Source organism: Bradyrhizobium sp. SK17, from assembly GCF_002831585.1.
Classification (GTDB): domain Bacteria; phylum Pseudomonadota; class Alphaproteobacteria; order Rhizobiales; family Xanthobacteraceae; genus Bradyrhizobium.
The window spans coordinates 136,679-155,858 of record NZ_CP025113.1; the positions used below are offsets into that span (position 1 = coordinate 136,679).

At 65.1% G+C, this 19,180-nt stretch carries 17 protein-coding genes; 9 read left to right on the forward strand and 8 right to left on the reverse strand.

The window, feature by feature from the left end; genetic code table 11:
* Positions 1 to 157: 157 nt before the first annotated feature.
* The 3 genes from CWS35_RS00670 to petA all read left to right on the forward strand — a co-directional run bounded on the left by CWS35_RS00670 (position 158) and on the right by petA (position 3,102).
* Positions 158 to 643: a tripartite tricarboxylate transporter TctB family protein gene (locus CWS35_RS00670; RefSeq protein WP_024581238.1), complete on the forward strand. Its 486-nt coding sequence runs from the start codon at positions 158 to 160 to the stop codon at positions 641 to 643.
* Positions 644 to 652: 9 nt separating this feature from the next.
* On the forward strand, positions 653 to 2,161 hold the full coding sequence (locus CWS35_RS00675; RefSeq protein WP_024581239.1) for a tripartite tricarboxylate transporter permease: 1,509 nt from the start codon (positions 653 to 655) through the stop codon (positions 2,159 to 2,161).
* 287 nt (positions 2,162 to 2,448) lie between these two features.
* Positions 2,449 to 3,102: a ubiquinol-cytochrome c reductase iron-sulfur subunit gene (gene petA, locus CWS35_RS00680; protein ID WP_100955926.1), complete on the forward strand. Its 654-nt coding sequence runs from the start codon at positions 2,449 to 2,451 to the stop codon at positions 3,100 to 3,102.
* A gap of 70 nt (positions 3,103 to 3,172) precedes the next feature.
* On the opposite strand, the gene CWS35_RS00685 is transcribed toward petA, so the two are convergent.
* From CWS35_RS00685 to CWS35_RS00695, 3 genes are all read right to left on the reverse strand, one after another.
* Complete coding sequence (locus CWS35_RS00685) at positions 3,173 to 4,021, reverse strand: IclR family transcriptional regulator (protein WP_024581241.1); 849 nt, start codon at positions 4,019 to 4,021, stop codon at positions 3,173 to 3,175.
* A 188-nt stretch (positions 4,022 to 4,209) separates the two neighbouring features.
* On the reverse strand, positions 4,210 to 5,493 hold the full coding sequence (locus CWS35_RS00690; RefSeq protein ID WP_024581242.1) for an MFS transporter: 1,284 nt from the start codon (positions 5,491 to 5,493) through the stop codon (positions 4,210 to 4,212).
* Between the two features lie 141 nt (positions 5,494 to 5,634).
* Positions 5,635 to 7,020, reverse strand: coding sequence for a M20 family metallopeptidase (locus tag CWS35_RS00695; protein WP_024581243.1), 1,386 nt, complete (start codon positions 7,018 to 7,020; stop codon positions 5,635 to 5,637).
* A gap of 232 nt (positions 7,021 to 7,252) precedes the next feature.
* Here CWS35_RS00695 and CWS35_RS00700 point away from each other — a divergent pair, with 232 nt between their 5' ends.
* On the forward strand, positions 7,253 to 8,635 hold the full coding sequence (locus tag CWS35_RS00700; protein WP_100950218.1) for an LLM class flavin-dependent oxidoreductase: 1,383 nt from the start codon (positions 7,253 to 7,255) through the stop codon (positions 8,633 to 8,635).
* Between the two features lie 141 nt (positions 8,636 to 8,776).
* On the opposite strand, the gene CWS35_RS00705 is transcribed toward CWS35_RS00700, so the two are convergent.
* Positions 8,777 to 10,441, reverse strand: a complete 1,665-nt coding sequence (locus CWS35_RS00705; protein ID WP_100955927.1) for a thiamine pyrophosphate-binding protein — start codon at positions 10,439 to 10,441, stop codon at positions 8,777 to 8,779.
* A 234-nt stretch (positions 10,442 to 10,675) separates the two neighbouring features.
* On the opposite strand from CWS35_RS00705, the gene CWS35_RS00710 reads away from it, so the two are divergent.
* The gene (locus CWS35_RS00710; RefSeq protein ID WP_168226239.1) at positions 10,676 to 11,005 is read left to right on the forward strand and encodes a hypothetical protein; all 330 of its coding nucleotides are present in this window, start codon (positions 10,676 to 10,678) and stop codon (positions 11,003 to 11,005) included.
* Positions 11,006 to 11,045: 40 nt separating this feature from the next.
* On the opposite strand, the gene CWS35_RS00720 is transcribed toward CWS35_RS00710, so the two are convergent.
* Both CWS35_RS00720 and CWS35_RS00725 read right to left on the reverse strand, forming a co-directional pair.
* Positions 11,046 to 11,561, reverse strand: coding sequence for a GFA family protein (locus CWS35_RS00720; protein ID WP_245438821.1), 516 nt, complete (start codon positions 11,559 to 11,561; stop codon positions 11,046 to 11,048).
* 33 nt (positions 11,562 to 11,594) lie between these two features.
* Positions 11,595 to 12,722 carry an alkene reductase gene (locus CWS35_RS00725; protein ID WP_100950220.1) on the reverse strand — a complete coding sequence of 376 codons (1,128 nt, stop codon included), beginning with the start codon at positions 12,720 to 12,722 and terminating at the stop codon, positions 11,595 to 11,597.
* A 161-nt stretch (positions 12,723 to 12,883) separates the two neighbouring features.
* Here CWS35_RS00725 and CWS35_RS00730 point away from each other — a divergent pair, with 161 nt between their 5' ends.
* Positions 12,884 to 13,267, forward strand: a complete 384-nt coding sequence (locus tag CWS35_RS00730) for a winged helix-turn-helix domain-containing protein (protein WP_024581249.1) — start codon at positions 12,884 to 12,886, stop codon at positions 13,265 to 13,267.
* A gap of 287 nt (positions 13,268 to 13,554) precedes the next feature.
* On the opposite strand, the gene CWS35_RS00735 is transcribed toward CWS35_RS00730, so the two are convergent.
* The gene (locus CWS35_RS00735) at positions 13,555 to 15,051 is read right to left on the reverse strand and encodes an aldehyde dehydrogenase family protein (RefSeq protein ID WP_100950222.1); all 1,497 of its coding nucleotides are present in this window, start codon (positions 15,049 to 15,051) and stop codon (positions 13,555 to 13,557) included.
* 293 nt (positions 15,052 to 15,344) lie between these two features.
* Between CWS35_RS00735 and CWS35_RS00740 the strand changes: the two genes are divergently transcribed.
* Complete coding sequence (locus tag CWS35_RS00740) at positions 15,345 to 16,196, forward strand: SDR family oxidoreductase (protein ID WP_024581251.1); 852 nt, start codon at positions 15,345 to 15,347, stop codon at positions 16,194 to 16,196.
* 158 nt (positions 16,197 to 16,354) lie between these two features.
* Here CWS35_RS00740 and CWS35_RS00745 read toward each other — a convergent pair whose 3' ends face one another.
* A complete protein-coding gene (locus tag CWS35_RS00745; protein ID WP_100950224.1) occupies positions 16,355 to 16,735 on the reverse strand; it encodes a hypothetical protein in 381 nt (126 codons plus the stop codon).
* Between the two features lie 338 nt (positions 16,736 to 17,073).
* Between CWS35_RS00745 and CWS35_RS00750 the strand changes: the two genes are divergently transcribed.
* Entirely contained in the window at positions 17,074 to 18,483 is a 1,410-nt protein-coding gene (locus CWS35_RS00750) for an aldehyde dehydrogenase family protein (protein WP_024581253.1), read from the forward strand.
* Between the two features lie 72 nt (positions 18,484 to 18,555).
* A complete protein-coding gene (locus CWS35_RS00755; protein WP_100950226.1) occupies positions 18,556 to 19,131 on the forward strand; it encodes a DUF2478 domain-containing protein in 576 nt (191 codons plus the stop codon).
* Positions 19,132 to 19,180 lie beyond the last annotated feature (49 nt).

Sequence of the window (19,180 nt, forward strand, 5' to 3'; positions counted from 1 at the left end):
TAACCACCAAAGGCTATTTGTTGCGCAACGCTGGGGCACCGGCTCGTTCCAACAACGTGACCCTGTGGTTATGAGTCCCGGCTTTCGCCGGGACAACGGGTGGGGAGATCATCCGCGCCGCCACCTCAGGACGACGGTGATCTAAGGGCCGCTTCATATGACAGACCAAACCAACGTCAAACTCCGCCTCAACAACTCCGAGCTGTGGGGCGGCCTGATCGGGCTTGCGCTCGGCATCTTCGTGCTCTGGTCGGGCCTGAAGCTCAAGCTCGGCACCATCAACGATCCCGGCTCCGGCTATGTGCTGTTCTATGCCGGCATCCTGATGTGCGTGTTCGCGACCTCGATCATCATCGCGGCGGTCACCGAGGGCGGCCCGACCTTCGCCTCACGCTGGCAGGATGCGCGCTGGGGCAAGCCGGTGCTGGTGATCGCCTGCCTCGTCGCATTCGCCTTCGCGCTGGAGCCGCTTGGCTTCCTGCTGTCGGCGATCCCGCTGATGCTGTTGCTGTTGCGCGTGATCGATCCGGTGCGCTGGTCGCTGGCGATCCCGCTGTCCATCCTTGCCCCGCTCGGGATGTGGTGGGTGCTGAAACACCTGCTCGCGATCCAGTTGCCGAGCGGCATGTTCGAGATCGGTTGAGCAAATCCCATGGATACTCTCGTCAACGTCGCCCACGGCCTCGGCGTCGCGCTGCAGCCGGTCAATTTGATCTATTGCTTCATCGGCGTCTTCATCGGCACCCTGGTCGGCGTGCTGCCCGGCATCGGCCCGATCTCGGCGATGTCGCTGCTGTTGCCTGTCACGCTGTCGGGCACACCGGAGTCCGGCATCATCATGATGGCCGGCATCTATTACGGCTCGATGTATGGCGGCTCGACCACCTCGATCCTGGTCAATATTCCTGGCGAAGCCGCCTCCGTCGTCACCTGTATCGACGGCCACCAGATGGCGAAGCAGGGCCGCGCCGGCCCCGCGCTCGGCATCTCCGCGTTCGGCTCGTTCATCGCCGGCACCTTCTCGCTGGTCGCGCTGATGCTGGTGGCGCCCTCGCTCGCCAGCGTCGCGATCGCCTTCGGGCCGGCCGAATATTTCAGTCTGATGGTGCTCGGCCTCGTGGTGCTGACCTTCCTCACCCAGGGCTCGATGGCCAAAGCGCTGCTGATGGCCTGCATCGGCGTCGTGCTCGGCCTGGTCGGGCTCGACAGCATCACCGCGCAGCCGCGGCTGACCTTCGGCCGCATCGAATTGATCGACGGCATCGGTCTCGTGCCTGTCGTGATGGGCCTGTTCGGCGTCGCCGAGGTGCTGCTCAACACCGAGCAGGCGATCAAGCGCGACATCATCAAGACCAGGATCACGCAGTTACTGCCGAGCAAGGAGGATTGGAAAGCCAGCGCCGGGCCGGTCGGCCGCGGCACCGTGCTCGGCTTCTTCCTCGGCATCCTGCCCGGCGGCGGCGCCGTGGTGGCGTCGTTTGCGTCCTACGCGCTGGAGAAGCGGCTGTCGAAACATCCGGAGCGCTTCGGCCATGGCGCGATCGAGGGCGTCGCGGGACCGGAATCCGCCAATAATTCCGCCGCCGGCGGCGCCTTCATTCCGCTGATGACGCTCGGCATCCCGCCGAACGTGGTGATGGCGCTGTTGCTCGGCGCCTTCGTGATCCACGGCTTGCAGCCGGGCCCACTGATGATCCAGCAGAACCCGACGCTGTTCTGGGGCATCATCGCCAGCATGTATATCGGCAATCTGATGCTGCTGGTGCTCAATCTGCCGATGATCGGCATGTGGGTGCAGCTGCTGCGGCTGCCCTACAACGTGCTATTCCCGCTGATCATCCTGTTCACGATCATCGGCGTCTACTGCTCCAGCAACAACGTGTTCGACGTCCATGTCATGATCGCGTTCGGCGTGATCGGCTATTTCATGCGCAAGCTCGGCTACGAGCCGGCGCCGCTGGTGCTCGCCTTCGTGCTCGGACCGATGCTGGAGAACAACCTGCGCAAATCGCTGATCCTCTCGCAGGGCGACCTGATGACCTTCGTGGAGCGGCCGATCTCGGCGATCTGTCTCGCCTTCGCGTTGCTGCTGCTGGTCGGTCCGCTGCTGCCCTCGCTGCGCAAGAAGCGCGAGATGGTGGCGCTGGATGAGGGGGCGTGAGCCAACACATGACGTTCACCTTCGTTTGAAGATAGACCCGAATTAACCAAGCGACGCTGGCCGTCACGGCCAGCGTCGCCATATGTCCTGGTGCATGCGGTGAAACATCGCTGCGAGACGCACAGCCTCCGATCCTGACGAAGAGTGCCGTCACGGGATCACTCCGAGCCGGGATCGGACGGTGCGCCCAAACCGTCGTAGATCCGTCGGGATCGCCAGGCTCGATCACACTGCGTTCCGGTCGTCCGCGTTCCCTTCGTGGTCCTTTGGACAAGGAGGTTCCCGCGATGGCTGACTCGATCTCCACGGCAAAACTCCTGACGTCCGGCAAAGCCTCGCGCCGCGACTTCCTTTACGTCGCCACGGCCGCCTTCGGCGCGGTCGGCGCCGTCGCATCGCTCATCCCGATGATCAGCCAGATGAACCCTGACGCCTCGACGCTGGCTGCGGGCGGACCGGTCGATCTGGACCTGTCGAAGGTCGCACCGGGCCAGCAGGTGGTGCTGCGCTGGCGAACCAGGCCGGTGTTCGTGACCCACCGCACGCCGCAGGCCGTCGAGAAGCTGAAGGATCCGGCGCTGCTGTCGCAATTGGCGGATCCGCAATCGTCCGAGTTGCAGCAACCGGACTACGTTGCGAACTGGCATCGTTCCGTCAAACCGGAGTTCGGCGTCGTGGTCGGCATCTGCACCCATCTCGGATGCATCCCGTTGTTCGAACCGGACCCGAACCCGACCTCGCCAGCGCCGAATTGGCCGGGCGGCTATTTCTGCCCGTGCCACGGTTCCAAATACGATCTCGCAGGACGCGTCTATAACGGCGTGCCGGCACCCTATAATCTGCCGGTTCCGCCGCATCTCTTCCCGAGCGACACCATGCTCCGCGTCGGCGAGAATCCACCGAACTCCGATTTCGACTTTGCCACGATCCGGCAGATATAGAGCCTGATCCGGAAAAGTACGAAGCGGCTTTCCGAAATGACCAGGCTCGTAGCCGACCGGCTTTCGCCGATCACAAGCCCGGCTTGACCGCGCGCCCGTTCTTCGGCGCCTGCGCCATCGCACGCGCCAGCACCTGGGCTTCCTTCTTCAGCATGTCGGCGAGTTCGCTCTCGCGGCGACGGATGCGGTCGGTCGCGGCGCCAATCGACAGCGCGGCAACCACCTCGCCGGCATCGTCGCGGACGGGGACGCCGACGCCGCCCATGCCGGGGAATGCGGCGTCGAGCAACACGGTGTGCCCGGCCTTGCGCGCCACTGCGATCCGCTCGCGCAGGAACTTCGGCGTGATGCGCGGCGATTTCGCCAGCCGCGGCACGATCACCTCGATCACGGCCTCGATCTCGGCATCCGGCAGCCAGACCAGAAGTGCCAGCGCGCCGGCACCAACGCCGAGCGGACGGCGGCTGCCGATCTGTAGATAATTCGGTTGCAGCGGATGGCTGCCGACCGAGCGCGCCAGATACAACGCCTCGACGCCGGATCGTACCGACAGCAGCGCGGTGTCGGCCGAGCGCTCCGACAGCCGCAACAGGCTCGGCTGCGCCAGCTCCGCGATGTCGACCGAGCGGCGCGCGCCGACCGCCATCACCCGCGCCTCCTGGCCGAGCTCATAGGTCTTGGCGCCGGCGACCCGGCTGACGAAGCCTTCCTCGATCAGCGAGTTGAGGATGCGCAGCGCAGTCGCCTTGTTCAGCGAGGTGGTGTCGGCGATGTCGGTGAGCCGCAACGGCGAGCGCTGCGCCAGCACGCGCAGGATCGCGCAGACTTTCTGGATCGCATTGAACTTGTCGGGTTGGCCCGGCTCTGGTGATGACCTCTTGCGGCTGGTCCGTGCGGTCGCAGTCGTGGAGGCGTTCATGCCTTGGCCTTCCCTGCCCTCAATTCCAAATCCTGAACCGGGCGCGGCGAAGAGATGCGCCCGGCGGCCATCATCCTAGGACGGATGACGTTCGCCGGACACCGTATACTTTCGTCAGATGAAACTTTGATTTCGACTATCTACGCTGCTCTGCAACAATAGCGATGTCCGAATTTCGCTTCACGAAATCAGGCCAGCCGCATCCTGCGGATCGTGAACAGCGAGCACAGGCTGAGGATGCAGACCGCGGTGAGATAATAGCCCGGCGCGAGCTCGCCGATCAGCGCAAAACCGCCCATCCAGGTCATGATCGCCGGCCCCATGCCGCCGAACACCGTGACGCCGATATTGTAGCTGAGCCCGAGCCCGGTCGCACGTGTCGCCGGCGGAAACAGCTCCGACATCAGCGCCGCCAGCGGCCCGTAATACAACGACTTGAGCACGCCGAGCCAGAGCACGCCGAGCAGGATGATGGTGGGCGTCGGCTTGCCGGTGAGCATCAGGAAGGCCGGGAAGATCGACACCAGCAGCAGCAGCGCGAACAGGATCATGTGCGTGGTGCGTCCGATCTTGTCGGAGACGAAGCCCGCGATCGGCGCCAGCAGCGCGACCGCGGTCTGCGCGGCGAATGCGGCGATGAACCCGACCGATGGTTCAAGGTTGAGCGTCTTCACCACATAGGTCGGCATGTAGATGATCAGGTAGTTCACCGCGGTCGACACCGCGAGCGCGCCGATCGCCAGGATGGTCGGGAGCATCTGTTTCGCGAACACCTCCTTGACCGGCGATCCCTGCTCTGCGGCCGGCGGCGGGGTCGCATCATCGACATGGTTGCGGATGTAGATGCCGACCGGGCCGATCAACACGCCGAACAGGAACGGCAGCCGCCAGCCCCAGGATTGCAGGTCCTCGGGGCTCATCAGCGAGGTCAGCAGCGCACCGAAGCCCGCGCCGAGCAGGCCGCTGACGCCCTGGCTCGCGAACTGCCAGCTCGCCACGAAGCCGCGCCGCTCCGGCATGTGCTCGACCAGGAACGCGGTCGATGAGCCGAACTCGCCGCCGGCGGAGAAGCCTTGCACCAGCCGCGCCGCCATCACGGCGATCGGCGCCAGGATGCCGATGGTCTCGAAGGTCGGCATCAGCGCCAGCACCAGCGTGCCGAACGTCATCAGCACGATCGAGAGCATCAGCGAAGCCTTGCGGCCGTGACGGTCGGCATAGGCGCCGAGCACGACGCCGCCGATCGGACGGATCAGGAACGACAGGCCGAAGCTGCCGAAGGTGAGCAGCAGCGAGATGGTCGGGTCGTTCGTGGGAAAGAACGCCTTGGAGAGGTAGACCGCGAAATAGGCATAGACCGAGATGTCGTACCATTCGAGCGCATTACCGACCGAGGTCGCGACGATCAGGCGGGTGATGTTTTTCTTGGTGGTGGCGTCGGCTTCGGAGGTGATCGGCGTCGATAGGGTCATCTAGATTCCTTGGCCGTGTCAGGCACTACTCTCTCGGCGAGTCATGGCCGGGCTTGCTCCGGTCTTCCACGTCTTCCCCGTCATCCTGAGGAGCGGCTATCGCCGCTCCTCAGGATGACGGGAAAAATGCGGCGCGGTCCCTCACCCCTTGCGCGGCGTCTCGCCGAGGTCCCAGAACAAGCCGGCCATGATGGTCAGCGCTTCCTCGGTCACCGGCAGCAGGATGTGCTCGTCAGGCGCATGCTGCGAGCAGCCGGGATAGGAGTGCGGCACCCAGATCGTCGGCAGGCCGAGTCCCTCGGAGAACACGTCGTTCGGCAGCGAGCCGCCGAAGTTCGGCAGCACCGCAGGCGCCTTGCCGGTGGTGGCGCGGATCGAGTTCGCGGCCCAGTCGATCCACGGACTGTCCATGTCGGTGCGCGAGGCGCCGAAGCGCTGCGCACCCGACACCTCGACCATCGGAAAGCCGTTCTTGTGCAGGTGGTCACGCACGCCATCAATCACTTCGAGGTATTTGGTGCCGACCACGAAGCGGAGTTGCAGCACCGCGTTGGCCTTGCCGGGGATCGCATTGGCGGGCTTCTCGATATTGCCCGCCGACATCGCCAGCACTTCCAGCGTATTCCAGGCATAGAGCCGCTCGGCCGCGGTCAGGCCCTCCTCGCCCCAATCCTCCGCCAGCTGCGGTTCATCCGCCGTCGGCTTGATTTCGACGTCGGCGAGCGCGGCGCGGACACGGTTCGAGATCGGCGGAGGCTTCAGGATATCGAGCTTCATGCGGCCCTTGCCGTCGACCAGGCTCGCGATCGCGTTGACCAGGATGGTGGCGGGATTGGCCAGCACGCCGCCCCAATTGCCGGAATGGTTGCCGCCCTCGCGCAGGTTGACGTCGAGATGGATGCGGTTGCCGCCACGGCAGCCGAGGAAGATGGTCGGACGCTCCACCGACAGCCGCGGGCCGTCGGAAGCAATGAACAGATCGGCCTTCAATTCCTCGCGATGCGCCTCGCAGACCTCGCGCAGGTCGGGCGAGCCGATCTCCTCGCCGGTCTCGATGATGAACTTGGCATTGAAGCCGAGCTTGCCGCCGCGCGCCTGCTTCACCGCACGGAGCGCGGCCATGTTGATCGAATGCTGGCCCTTGTTGTCGGCGGTGCCGCGGCCATAGGCGCGATCGCCCTTGACGGTGATCTGCCAGGGATTGAGCCCGTCACGCCATTCGCCGACCATGCCGTCGACGACGTCACCGTGGCCGTAGGTCAGCACGGTCGGCCGCGCGGCATCTTCCTGGTAGTCGGCGATCAGATAGGGTCCGCGGCCGGTCGGCGATTCGATCAGCCTGGTCTTGAAATCGAGCTCGGCGAAGGCCGGTTGCAGATTCTCCACCAGATAGGCGCGCAGCGCATCACCCTTGTCGGCATTCAGGCTCTCGGTCTGGTAGCCGACCCTGCGGTCCAGCTCCTTCAGGAACTGTCCCGATTGAAAATGCTCTCGCACGTTCGCGATTGCGTCGGCCCGTGTCGCCATGATTGTTCCTTCGTCCGGTCGCGTCTTGGCATGATCCCGCTGGATAGGCTGCATCGCACACCCGGATCATGCTTCTGGAGGGCCGCAACCTATCGGGATCGGCGCAGCACCGGAAGGGTGTGAATCGCGAAGGGGCCTTGCCAAAACGTGGGAAGTCGCAACAAGTTGATGCGGGACGCCCGACATCGACCGGGCGGCACGGCGCGCAAGTTTTCGACCAAGGTTTTCAGCAATGACAAAACAAATCCGGCTCAACGCCTTTGCCATGAACTGCGTGACGCATCAGTCGCCGGGGCTGTGGACCCATCCGCGCGACCGCACCAAGGACTACAACAAGCTGTCCTACTGGACCGACCTGGCGAGGACGCTGGAGCGCGGACGGTTCGACGGCCTGTTCCTCGCCGACGTGCTCGGCGTCTATGACGTCTACGCGGGCAATCCGGATGCGGCGCTGCGCAATGCGGCGCAGACCCCGGCCAACGAGCCGCTGATGCTGATCCCGGCGATGGCCGCGGTGACCGAAAACCTCGGCTTCGGCGTCACCAGCAATCTCTCCTTCGAGCCGCCCTACCCGTTCGCGCGGCGGATGTCGACGCTCGATCATCTGACCAATGGCCGGGTCGGCTGGAACGTGGTGACCGGCTATCTCGATTCGGCGGCGCGCGGTGCCGGCAAGGACAAGCAGACCGCGCATGACGACCGCTACGAGCTCGCCGACGAGTATATGGAGCTGGTCTACAAGCTCTGGGAAGGCAGCTGGGAGGATGACGCCGCGATCCGCGACGTCGCGCGCGGCATCTTTACCGATCCTGCGAAGGTGCACCGTGTGCAGCACGAAGGCGCCAACTACCGGCTCAACGCAATCCATCTCTCCGAGCCGTCGCCGCAGCGCACGCCGGTGCTCTACCAGGCCGGCACCTCGCCGCGCGGCCGGCAATTCGCCGCCGAGCACGCCGAATGCGTATTCATGTCGGGACCGTCGGCGAAGGTGATCGGCCCGCGGGTGGCGGCGATCCGCGAGCTCGCCGCCGAGAAGGGCCGCAACGCGGCCGAAATCCTGATGTTCTCGATGATGTGCATCGTGGTGGCGCCGACCGAGGCCGAAGCCAAGGCGAAGTATGCCGAGTACCGCAGCCATATCAGCCACGAGGGCGCGCTGGCGCTGATGTCGGGCTGGACCGGCGTCGACTTCTCGACCTATTCGCTCGACCAGGAGGTGCGGCACGTGCAGAACGACGCCGGCCGCTCCGCGATGGACAATGTCACCCGCGCCGATCCCGACCGGGTCTGGACCGTGCGCGAGGTCGCCGAGCATGTCGGCATCGGCGGCGCCGGACCGGTCGTGGTCGGCACGCCCGAGCAGGTCGCCGACAAGATCGAACAATGGTTCGAGGAGACCGACGTCGACGGCCTCAACGTCGCCTTCGCGATCTCGCCCGGCGATTTCGAGGACATCGCCGACATGCTGGTGCCGGAGCTCGTCAAGCGCGGCCGCTACAAGCGGGAATATGCCAAGGGCACGCTGCGGGAGAAGCTGTTCGGCGAAGGCCGTGCACGGCTGAACGATGCGCATCCGGCGAGCCGCTATCGCGTGAAGCCGAGCGCCGCGCAGTAGGTGCGTAGGGTGGGTTAGCGAAGCGTAACCCACCATCTTCGTCCAAGTCTCACGTGCGGATGAGAGACCGACGGTGGGTTACGCCTTCGGCTAACCCACCCTACGATTTCCGACCCGTCATCCTGAGGAACGCGGCCAAACTCAATTCACCGAATTGCTCACCACCACCTCGATCAGCTTCGCGCCGGGCCGGCTGAACGCGGAATTCAGCATGCCCTTCAGCTCCTGCGGATCGGTGATCTTGATCGCCTCGAGCCCGAGCGAGCGCGCCAGCGCCGTGAAATCGACCGGCGGGTCGATGAAGTCCATGCCGACATAATTGTCGTCGCCGTGGAAGGCGAGCAGGCGCTGCTTGATGATGCGATAGCCGCCATTGTTGACGATGACGAAGTTGAGCGGCAGCTTGTGGTTGGCTGCGGTCCACAGCGACTGGATCGAATACATCGACGAGCCATCGCCGGAATAGCACACCACCGGCCGCTGCGGATTGGCGAGGCTGACGCCGACCGAGGCGGGCAGCCCCCAGCCGATGCCGCCGGAGGCCAGCGCGTGATAGCCGTAACGGTCGCGATGCGGCCTCAAGCCGATGATCTGCCGCGACGAGGTCAGGCCTTCGTCGACCAGGATTGCATGATCGGGCATCGCTTCCACGACTTGCAGCGCGAGCCAATCCGGATCGATCGGCGAGGTCTGGCTGGCCTTCGAGATCTGCTCAACCAGCGCCTTGCGCTTCGCCGCCCAGTTTTTCGTCGACAGCACCGCGAGCCCCTGTCTGGCGCGCGCCGCCAGCGCGCCGCCGCCCGCCTGTTTCAACGCCGGCACCAGCGCGCGCAGCGTCTCCTTGACGTCGGCCTTCACAGCGATCTCGGCGCCATAATTGCGGGCGAGATCGTTGTCGACCAGGCCGACCTGCACGATCGAGAGCCCGTCCGGCAGCGGATCGACCTCGCTGTAGACCGACATCCGCAGCGGGTCGCCGCCGAGCGCGATCAACAGGTCATGCGGTGCCAGGACGTCGCGCGCGACCTTCTGCAACCGCGCGATCGCGCCCATGAAACTCGGGCTCTCGGACAGGAAATGCGCGCCATAGGGCGTCGGCGATTGCCAGGCCGGGCAGCCCAGCGTCTCGGCGAGATCGGCGGCCTCGCGCAGCGCATCGCTCTTGACGATCTCGTCGCCGACCACGATCACCGGGCGCTCGGCCTTGAGGATGCGCGCGGCCAGCGCGCTGAGCGAGTCCTCCGACGGACGAACCCGTGTGTCGATCCGGGTGGAACGGCCAAGCTCGATGCCGGCCTCGGCATTGAGGATGTCACCCGGCAGCGAGATGAACACCGGGCCGGTCGGCGGCGTGGTCGCGATCTTGGCGGCGCGGCGCACGATACGCGGCAGGTCCTCGAGCCGCGTCACCTCGACCGCCCATTTCACCAAGGGGGTGGCCATCTGCACCAGCGGGCCGAACAGTACCGGCTCGGTCAGGCCGTGGCCTTGCTCCTGTTGCCCGGCGGTGAGGATCAGCGGCGTGCCGGTGAAGCTCGCATTGTAGAGCGAGCCCATCGCATTGCCGAGGCCGGGCGCGACATGGACGTTACAGGCGACCAGCTTGCCGGAGGCGCGGCTGAAGCCATCGGCCATCGCGACCACGAGGCTCTCCTGCATCGCCATCACATAGGTGAGATCGGGATGGTCCTTTAGCGCGTGCATGATCGGCAGTTCGGTGGTGCCGGGATTGCCGAACAGATGGGTGACGCCCTCATCCTTCAGCAGCGCCAGAAATGCCGAGCGGCCGGTAATGCGATTCTTCATGTTCCCTCCAGGCCTGCCGGCGCGTTGGCCGACGGGATCGAGCGAGATGACCAAACTTGCGCGGTGCGGGCAATCGAGCGGGCGATCATGGCGGCATTCCGCAGGCGCGCGCCTCACGGAAGGTTTCGTTCGCGCTTGCGATCAGCGACATCTTGATCGGCATTAAACCTCTGTAACCCGACGAACCCGCCGTCCGCTCATCGCCTCCAACTGATGTTGAAGGAGGTGATATTCATGAAACTCGTTTCCGCATGTGTTGGCATCGCCGCCCTCGGCGGCGTTGCTCTGTCCAGCACCCCCGCATCGGCGATGCCGATCGAAGTCCCCGCAGCGGGAGCCGTCGTCCCCGCCGGCTACGTCTGCAACGAATGGGGCCATTGCTGGCACCGCCATTATTACGGCGGCGGCTACTACCATCCGCAATCCTATTACCATCCGCAGTACTGGGGTGGTTACGGCTATGGTGGCTGGGGCTGGCACCGGCACTGGCGTCACGGTTACCACTGGCGTCATTGGCGCCACTGGCATCGCTGGCACCATTGGCATCGCTGGCACCGCTATTGAGCGCGGAGGAAGGGGCTTCGGCCCCTTCCTCTTCAGCGTGCTAGAACATCCCCTCGCGCGCGCTGCGCTTCTTCTTTTTCGAGCGTTGCCACACCACGCCGGGATAGCCTTTCAGCGGCACCAACGGTTCGCCGGTGTAGGCCCATTCCTGCAACTCCTCGATCGCGATGTGATAGAGCGGCTGCCGCCCGGTGCGCCCCGAAAACAGCGCGCGCGGGATGTTGACCATATGCGGCGAGCGGGCGCGTTCGTAGATGATCGGCGTGCCGCAATTGGTGCAGAAGCTGCGCGCGGTCTTGCTCTTCGCGTCTTCGTAACGCGACAGCTCGCTCTCGCCTTGCGTGATGCGGAAGCGCTTGCGCCAGCTGCCGACATAGGTCGCATACACAGCGCCATGGGCGCGGCGGCTGGCTTGTGTGTGATCATGCCAGGCCCAGCGCGCCGGCACGTCGATCTCGAACCGCACCTTGCCGCACAGGCATTGGCCGGAAGCGGGCTTTGCCAGCGCCACCGGCTTCGGCTTCTTGGTCGGCTCGAATTCGTCGTCCGGAAACATCGCCGGCTCTATCCGGGCTACGAAACAGCGTTTCTAGGCCTGCGCCAGTTCGTCATGCACGGGATAATCCGTGTAGCCCTTCTCCTCGCCGGCATAGAACGTCGCGCGGTTGTACTTGGTCAGCGGATAGCCGCGTTGCAGGCGGCGCGGCAGGTCCGGGTTGGAGATGAAGTAACGGCCGAACGCGATCGCGTCGGCATGGCCTTCGGCGAGCGCGCGCTCCGCGCTGTCACCGATGAAATTGCCGGCTGATATCAGCACGCCGCTCCACATCGGCCGGTACAGCACCATTGCCGACGGCACATCCTTCCAATCGACATCGGCACGGCCGGTGCCGGAGGCGCGCGGCTCGATGAAATGCAGATAGGCCAGCCCGAACTTGTCCAGCGCCTTGATGGCGTGGCTGTAGAGCGGCATCGGGTCGGCCTCGCCGCTGCCATTGGCGATGCCGTAGGGCGACAGCCGCACGCCGACGCGGTTGGCGCCCCAGACCTCGGTTACCGCCTGGGTCACCTCCAGCAGGAAGCGGACGCGGTTCTCGATCGAGCCGCCATACTGGTCGGTGCGCAGGTTGCTCTTCGATTGCAGGAACTGCTCAATCAGATAGCCATTGGCGCCGTGGATCTCGACGCCGTCGAAGCCGGCGGCGAGCGCGTTCTTCGCGCCCTGCCGGTAGGCCTCGACCATCAGCGCGACCTCGGCCGTCTCGAGCGCGCGCGGCGTCTCGTAATCGACCACCTTGCCGTCCGCCGTCATGCACTTGAACTCTGGGGGGATCGCGACCGTCGACGGCGCCACCGGCAGCGCGCCATCCGGCTGGAACGAGGAATGCGAGACGCGGCCGACGTGCCAGAGTTGCAGGAAGATCAGGCCGCCCTTGGCGTGCACGGCATTGACCACCTCGCGCCAGCCCGCGATCTGGGCCTCGCTGTAGATGCCGGGGACGCCGGGATTGCCGAAACCGGTCGCGACCACGGGCGAGGCTTCCGCGATCAGCAGGCCGCCCGGCGTGGCGCGCTGCGCGTAATATTCCGCGTTCATCGGCCGAGGCACGAGGCTCGGCCGCGCCGCCCGCATCCGGGTGAGCGGTGCCATCACGACACGGTGCTTGAGCTCATAGGGACCGACCTTGAGCGGCGAAAACAGCGACGAAGAAGCCATGCCTACCCCAAATGTTCTTTTGCGATTTCCCGTTATATTCTGGGCACGATCGGCTCGGAAAACCGGTGCCCACTTTTCCGGATCATGCCCGTTATGTAACGGGTTCATCTTGTTCATAAAAGCAGGTAGTGGCAATCTGTTGCCAAGAGAACAGGTCTCCCATGTCGAAATCGAGCGCCTCATCGCTCCCCTCGCTGAGCGTCCGCATCGACCTCGATTCCGAGGACCGGATCGGGCCGGGCAAGATCCTGCTGCTGGAGCGGATCAACGAATGCGGCTCGATCTCGGCCGCCGGTCGCGCCATGGACATGAGCTACAAGCGCGCCTGGGACCTGGTCGACGAGATCAACCGCATCTGCCGGCAGGCGGCGGTGGAGCGGCAGACCGGCGGCAAGAACGGCGGCGGCGCGGTGCTGACCCCGTTCGGCCAGTCGCTCGTGGCCCGCTACCGCAAGATCGAGCGCGACGCAGCAAGCGCCGTGCGCAAGGATCTCGAGGCGCTGCGCAGCGACATCGGCAAGCCGAAGAAGGCCGCCGGGCGGTAGACGGCGCCCGTCACGGGCAGGCGTTGCGAAAACATCGAAAACAACCCCATGCAAAGCAAGCGGGCGGCTGACGCTCGACGACGCAACTTGACGCATCGGGCAAATCAGGGATGCATTTCTAATATTCCGAAATAGCGCCTCGTCATGGCCGGGCTTGCCCCGGGGCCATCCACGTCTTTCTCACGCTGAAACCAAGACGTGGATGCCCGGCACAAGGCCGGGCATGACGGAGTTTGCGGGGAATAGCCCTCCCGCAGGCCGGGAGAGGTGAAGCGGCAGGTCGGGCCCTAGCCCGTCTTGATCCAGACCGCCTTGACGTTGAGATACTCCTCGACGTGCTGCTTGCCGGATTCGCGGCCGTAGCCGCTCATCTTGTAGCCGCCGAACGGCACCGCGGGGTCCATCGCCTGGTAGCAATTGACCCAGACCGAGCCGGCGCGCAGCGCTTTTGCGACCTGGTGCGCCTTGCTGACATTGGTGGTCCAGACCCCGGAGCCGAGGCCGAAGGTGGTGGCATTGGCGCGCTTGATCAGTTCGTCCGGATCCTTGAACGAGATCGCCGAGATCACCGGGCCGAAGATCTCCTCCTGGGCGATGCGCATGTTGTCCTGCACATTGGCGAACACCGTCGGCTGCACGAAATAGCCCTTCGACAGCGCGCCTTCGGTGAGGCGGCCGCCGCCGACCACGGCCTTGGCGCCTTCCTTTGCGCCGATGTCGAGATAGCCGGAGACGCGATCGAGCTGATCCTTCGACACCAGCGGGCCGATCTGGGTGTTGGGGTCGAGGCCGTTGCCGACCTGAAGCTTCTTGCCGAACTCGGCGACGCGGCCGACGAATTCGTCATAGACCTTCTGCTCGACGAACAGCCGGGTGCCGGCGCTGCAAATCTGGCCGGAATTGGCGAACACCGCCATCGCCGCACCCGGCACCGCGGCATCGAGATCGGCATCGGCGAACACGATGTCCGGCGACTTGCCGCCGAGCTCGAGCGAGACGCGCTTGAGGTTGCCGGCGGAGGCACGGATGATCGACTGTCCCGTGATGTGCGAGCCGGTGAACGCGACCTTGTCGACATCGGGATGATTGGCAAGTGCTGCGCCCGCGGTCTCGCCATAGCCGGGTACGACGTTGACCACGCCGGGCGGAATGCCGGCTTCCATGCAGAGCTCGCCGATGCGCAGCGAGGTCAGCGGCGATTCCTCGGCCGGCTTCAGCACCACGGTGCAGCCGGTCGCGATCGCCGGGCCGATCTTCCAGATCGAGGCGGTCAGCGGCCCGTTCCACGGGATGATGGCGCCGACCACGCCGATCGGCTCCTTCAGCGTGTAGGAGAATATCTCGCCGGGCAGCGAGTTCTCGATGGTCTCGCCATGGATCGCGGTCGCCTGTCCTGCGTAATAGCGCAGCATGCCGAGCGCGCGCAGCCTGTTGCCGCGGGTGCGGCTGATCGGCGCGCCCATGTCGAGCGTGTCGAGCTGGGACAATTCCTCGAAATTGGCCTCGACCAGCTCGGCGAGCTTGAGCAGCATGTTCTGCCGCTCGAACGGCTTCACCTTGCTCCACGGTCCCTCGAACGCACGACGTGCCGCCGCGACCGCGCGGTTGATGTCCTCGGCGTCGCCCTCGGCGACGGTCGCGAGCAGTTCACCAGTGGCGGGGTTGTGGGTTTCGAATATCTTGCCGGAGGCGGCGTCGAGCCATTTGCCGTCGATCAGCATCTTCTTGTAGGAGCCGTCGGCATAAGGATGGCGCGAGATCGGAACAGCCTGCGAAACAGCCATGTTTGCACTCCCTGTCAAATTGTCGGCTGAGGTATTTTGGAAGCGTTATATCCTGAATTCTACAGCGCGACCGCGAAACCGTAAAGCGGAGCCGGCGTTGTCGAGGGTGGCGCGCATGAAAACCTCCCATGCGCCTGCGTCGTGCACGCGATGTGATAGTATGAAGTTGGATCGGCGACGGAGGTTCACCTCTCCCTTGGGAGAGGTGAAGCAGCGCGTTAGCCGAAGCGATTCGATCATAGTTCGGCAGGCTCTATGCCGATGTCAGCCACATATGTGTCCGGAGACCGACGATGCCGCACCCCGTGATATCAGCCAATCATGTTGCCGTGATCACCGGAGGCGCATCCGGCATCGGGCTCGCCGCTGCGCTGCGGTTTGCGCAAGCCGGCATGAAGGTCGCCATCGCCGATCTCGGCGACGACCGGCTGAAGGCGGCCGCGACAAAACTGTCATCTGCGGCGCCGGGCGGCGCGGCCGATATCATGACGGCCGCCGTCGACGTCAGTCGCGCGGACGCAATGGCGGAGCTCGAGGCCAGCGTCGCGAAACGGTTCGGCGGCGCTGACATCCTGATGAACAATGCCGGCATCCAGCCCGGCAGCGCGATGTTCGGCCCCGCGGACAATTGGCAGCGCATCCTCGGCGTCAATCTGTGGGGCGTGATCAACGGCACGCAGGCGTTCGCGCCCAACATGATCAAGCGCGGTCGGCCGGGGCTGATCATCAACACCGGCTCCAAGCAGGGCATCACCACGCCGCCGGGCGATCCCGCCTACAACGTCTCGAAAGCCGGCGTGAAGGCGTTCACCGAGGCGCTCCAGCACGAGCTGCGCAACACCGATGGCTGCAAGCTGACGGCGCATCTCTTGATCCCCGGCTTCGTCTTCACCGGACTGACCGCGCGCGGCCGCACCGAGAAGCCGGCCGGCGCCTGGACCGCGGAGCAGACCGTCGACTTCATGATCGAGCGGCTCGACGCCGGCGATTTCTACATCCTGTGCCCCGACAACGACGTGCCGCGCGCGCTCGACGAACGCCGTATCCTGTGGGCGGCAGGCGACATCGTCGAGAACCGCCCGCCGCTGTCGCGCTGGCATAAGGATTACGGCGATGCATTCGCCGCGTTCGTGAAGGGGACGTGAAATCCTGATGCTCTCGTCATTCCGGGGCAGCCCGAAGGGCTGAGCCCGGAATCCATTGCGCCACGAAGCCTGCGGCCTGATGGCTTCCGGGCTCGCGCTGCGCGCGCCCCGGAATGACGACGATGGATGAGTTGGCGCTGGATGTCACCACGTCCGGTCTAATTCGCCCGCACCCTGACCGGCGTCGCCGGCTGCGCCACCAACGCCTCGCCGAGTTCGTTCTGCTGGGCGCGCGGGATCGAGAAGCAGACGCTGAAGCCATCCGATGTCTTCAGCGTCATCATGCCCTGGGCCGGATCGGTCGACTGCTCGATCACCCATGAATCCAGCGGATAGGCGTAGCGCAAGGTCCGGTCGCCGAAGCGGGTCTGTAGCGCCTTGCTGATCAGGCCGGGCAAGGTCATGACCAGCGCGCCGACCTGGTTGATCGACAGGCGGATGGTGGCGGGTTCGCCCTTGCCGTCCACGAAGCCCAGCGAAATCGCGCAGCCGTCGGGTGCGACTTCGCAGGTGGTGAGCTCCTGGGTTTCGATCTGCATACCGGCACTCCGGATCATCGTTATATTCCAATCAATATATCGCTGCGACGCGCAGCGTCCAGCCCTGAAATATAGCGGCGCCCGATCCGGCGCGGCTGCACGCGGCGTTAGAATGTATTGAAGCTCGCGGCCGTCCCGTTGACGCTGGGGCGGCAACCGCGAATAAATGACCGCGGACGTCAGCCGCATTTTTCTTTGCCGTTTTCCGGACAGATCGCCCGGTTCCGCCTGACCCGGCGGGGCCATGGATGGCCGTGGCTTCCTCGCCGCAGCCGTGATATATATGTGAATATAGCGAGGTCCGCGAAGGGCCCGTTTGACCAGGGAGAGCGAAGCCTATGAGCGATTACAGTCTTCTCATCGACGGCAAGATGGTACCCGGCGACAGCACGATGCCGGTCCTCAATCCCGCGACCGAAGAGGTCGTGGCGCAATGTCCGCGTGCCTCCAAGGACCAGCTCGACAAGGCCGTCGCCGCCGCCAAGGCCGCCTACCCGGCCTGGGCCGCCACCCCGATGGAGGAGCGTCGCAAGCTCATCATCAAGATGGCCGAGGCGATCGAGGCCAACACCAATGAGCTCGCCCGCATCCTGACCAGCGAACAGGGCAAGCCGCTGGCCGATGCCACCGGCGAGGTCATGGGCATGGCCGGCTTCTTCCGCTATCTCGGCTCGCTCGACCTGCCGATGCGCGTGGTCGAGGATTCCGGCGACCGCAAGGTCGAGGCCTATCGCCGCCCGCTCGGCGTGGTCGGCGCGATCATTCCCTGGAACTATCCGCTGCTGATCCTGGCGTTCAAGCTGCCGTCGGCGCTGCTCGCCGGCAATACGCTGGTGGTGAAGCCGGCCCCGACCACGCCGCTGGCCTCGCTGCGCTTCGCCGAGCTGGTCAAGGACATCCTGCCGAAGGGCGTGCTGAACTTCATCGCCGACGCCAATGATCTCGGCGATCACATGACCAAGCATCCCGACATCCGCAAGATCTCCTTCACCGGCTCGACCGCGACCGGCCAGAAGGTGATGGCGAGCGCCTCGCAGACCCTGAAGCGGATCACGCTCGAGCTCGGCGGCAACGACGCCGGCATCGTGCTCGACGACGTCGATCCGAAGAAGGTCGCCCCCGGCATCTTCGAGGGTGCGTTCCAGAACTCCGGCCAGGTCTGCCTCGCCATCAAGCGGCTCTATGTGCACGAGTCGGTCTATGACGAGGTCTGCAACGAGCTGGTCGCCATCGCCAAGAACACCGTGGTCGACGACGGCTCCAAGCAGGGCACCAAGCTCGGCCCGTTGCAGAACAAGATGCAGTACGAGAAGGTCAAGGCGTTCCTCGACGATGCCCGCAAGAACGGCAACGTGATCGCCGGCGGCTCGGCGATGGACCGTCCCGGCTACTTCATCGAGCCGACCATCGTGCGCGACATCAAGGAAGGCTCCAAGCTGGTCGACGAGGAGCAATTCGGCCCGGTGCTGCCGGTCATCAAGTACTCCGACAAGGATGACGTGATCCGCCGCGCCAACGCCACCACCTACGGCCTCGGCGCGTCGGTGTGGTCGTCCGACATCAAGCGCGCCCATGAGGTCGCGACAAAGATCGAGGCCGGCACGGTGTGGATCAACAAGCATCTCGACATGGCCCCGAACATCCCGTTCGGCGGCGCCAAGCAGTCGGGCATCGGCACCGAATTCGCCGAGGAAGGCCTCGCCGAGTTCACCCAGCTCCAGATCATCAACGGCCCGCCGGCCGCCTGATCTCCCAACCTGCGGCCGCGACGCGACAAGCGCCGCGGCCGCCTCCCTCGTCCACAACGAACAGAGCCCGTCATGTTCGACGCCCAATGCGACCTCGCCGCCCTGGTCTATGACGACAACGACGATCCCGATGCCGTGCTGCGCGACTTCGCCGGTGATCTGAACGCGCATGGCTGTCGCGTCGTCGGCATGGTGCAATCAGGCCAATGCGCGGATTCCAGCCTGTCGGCGGTGCTGGTGCATAGCGGCGAGACGGTGCTGCTGGCGCAGCCGCCAAGCCAGAGTTCTACGAGTCCCGGCGCCACCGGCTGCAAGCTCGATCTGTCGCGATTGCAGGATGCCGGCGCCCGCGTCGCCGACGCGCTCGCCGAAGGCGCCGATCTCGTCATCATCAACCGCTTCGGCAAGCGGGAGCGCGACGGCAAGGGCCTCGGCTTTCTGATCGAACGCGCGCTCGATGCCGATATTCCGGTGGTGATCGCGGTGTCACGCGCGAGCTTCGCGGACTGGATCAAGTTCGCCGGCGGCATGAGCGTGAAGCTCGCCTGCGACCGCCACGCGCTGGACGCCTGGTGGCGCAACGTCTCGCTGCGAACCGCGGCCCGGATCGCGCCGGATCACACCACGGTCTGCGAGGCATTCAAGTAGAGCGCTTCGTAGGATGGGTAGAGCGAAGCGACACCCATCAAATGTCCCC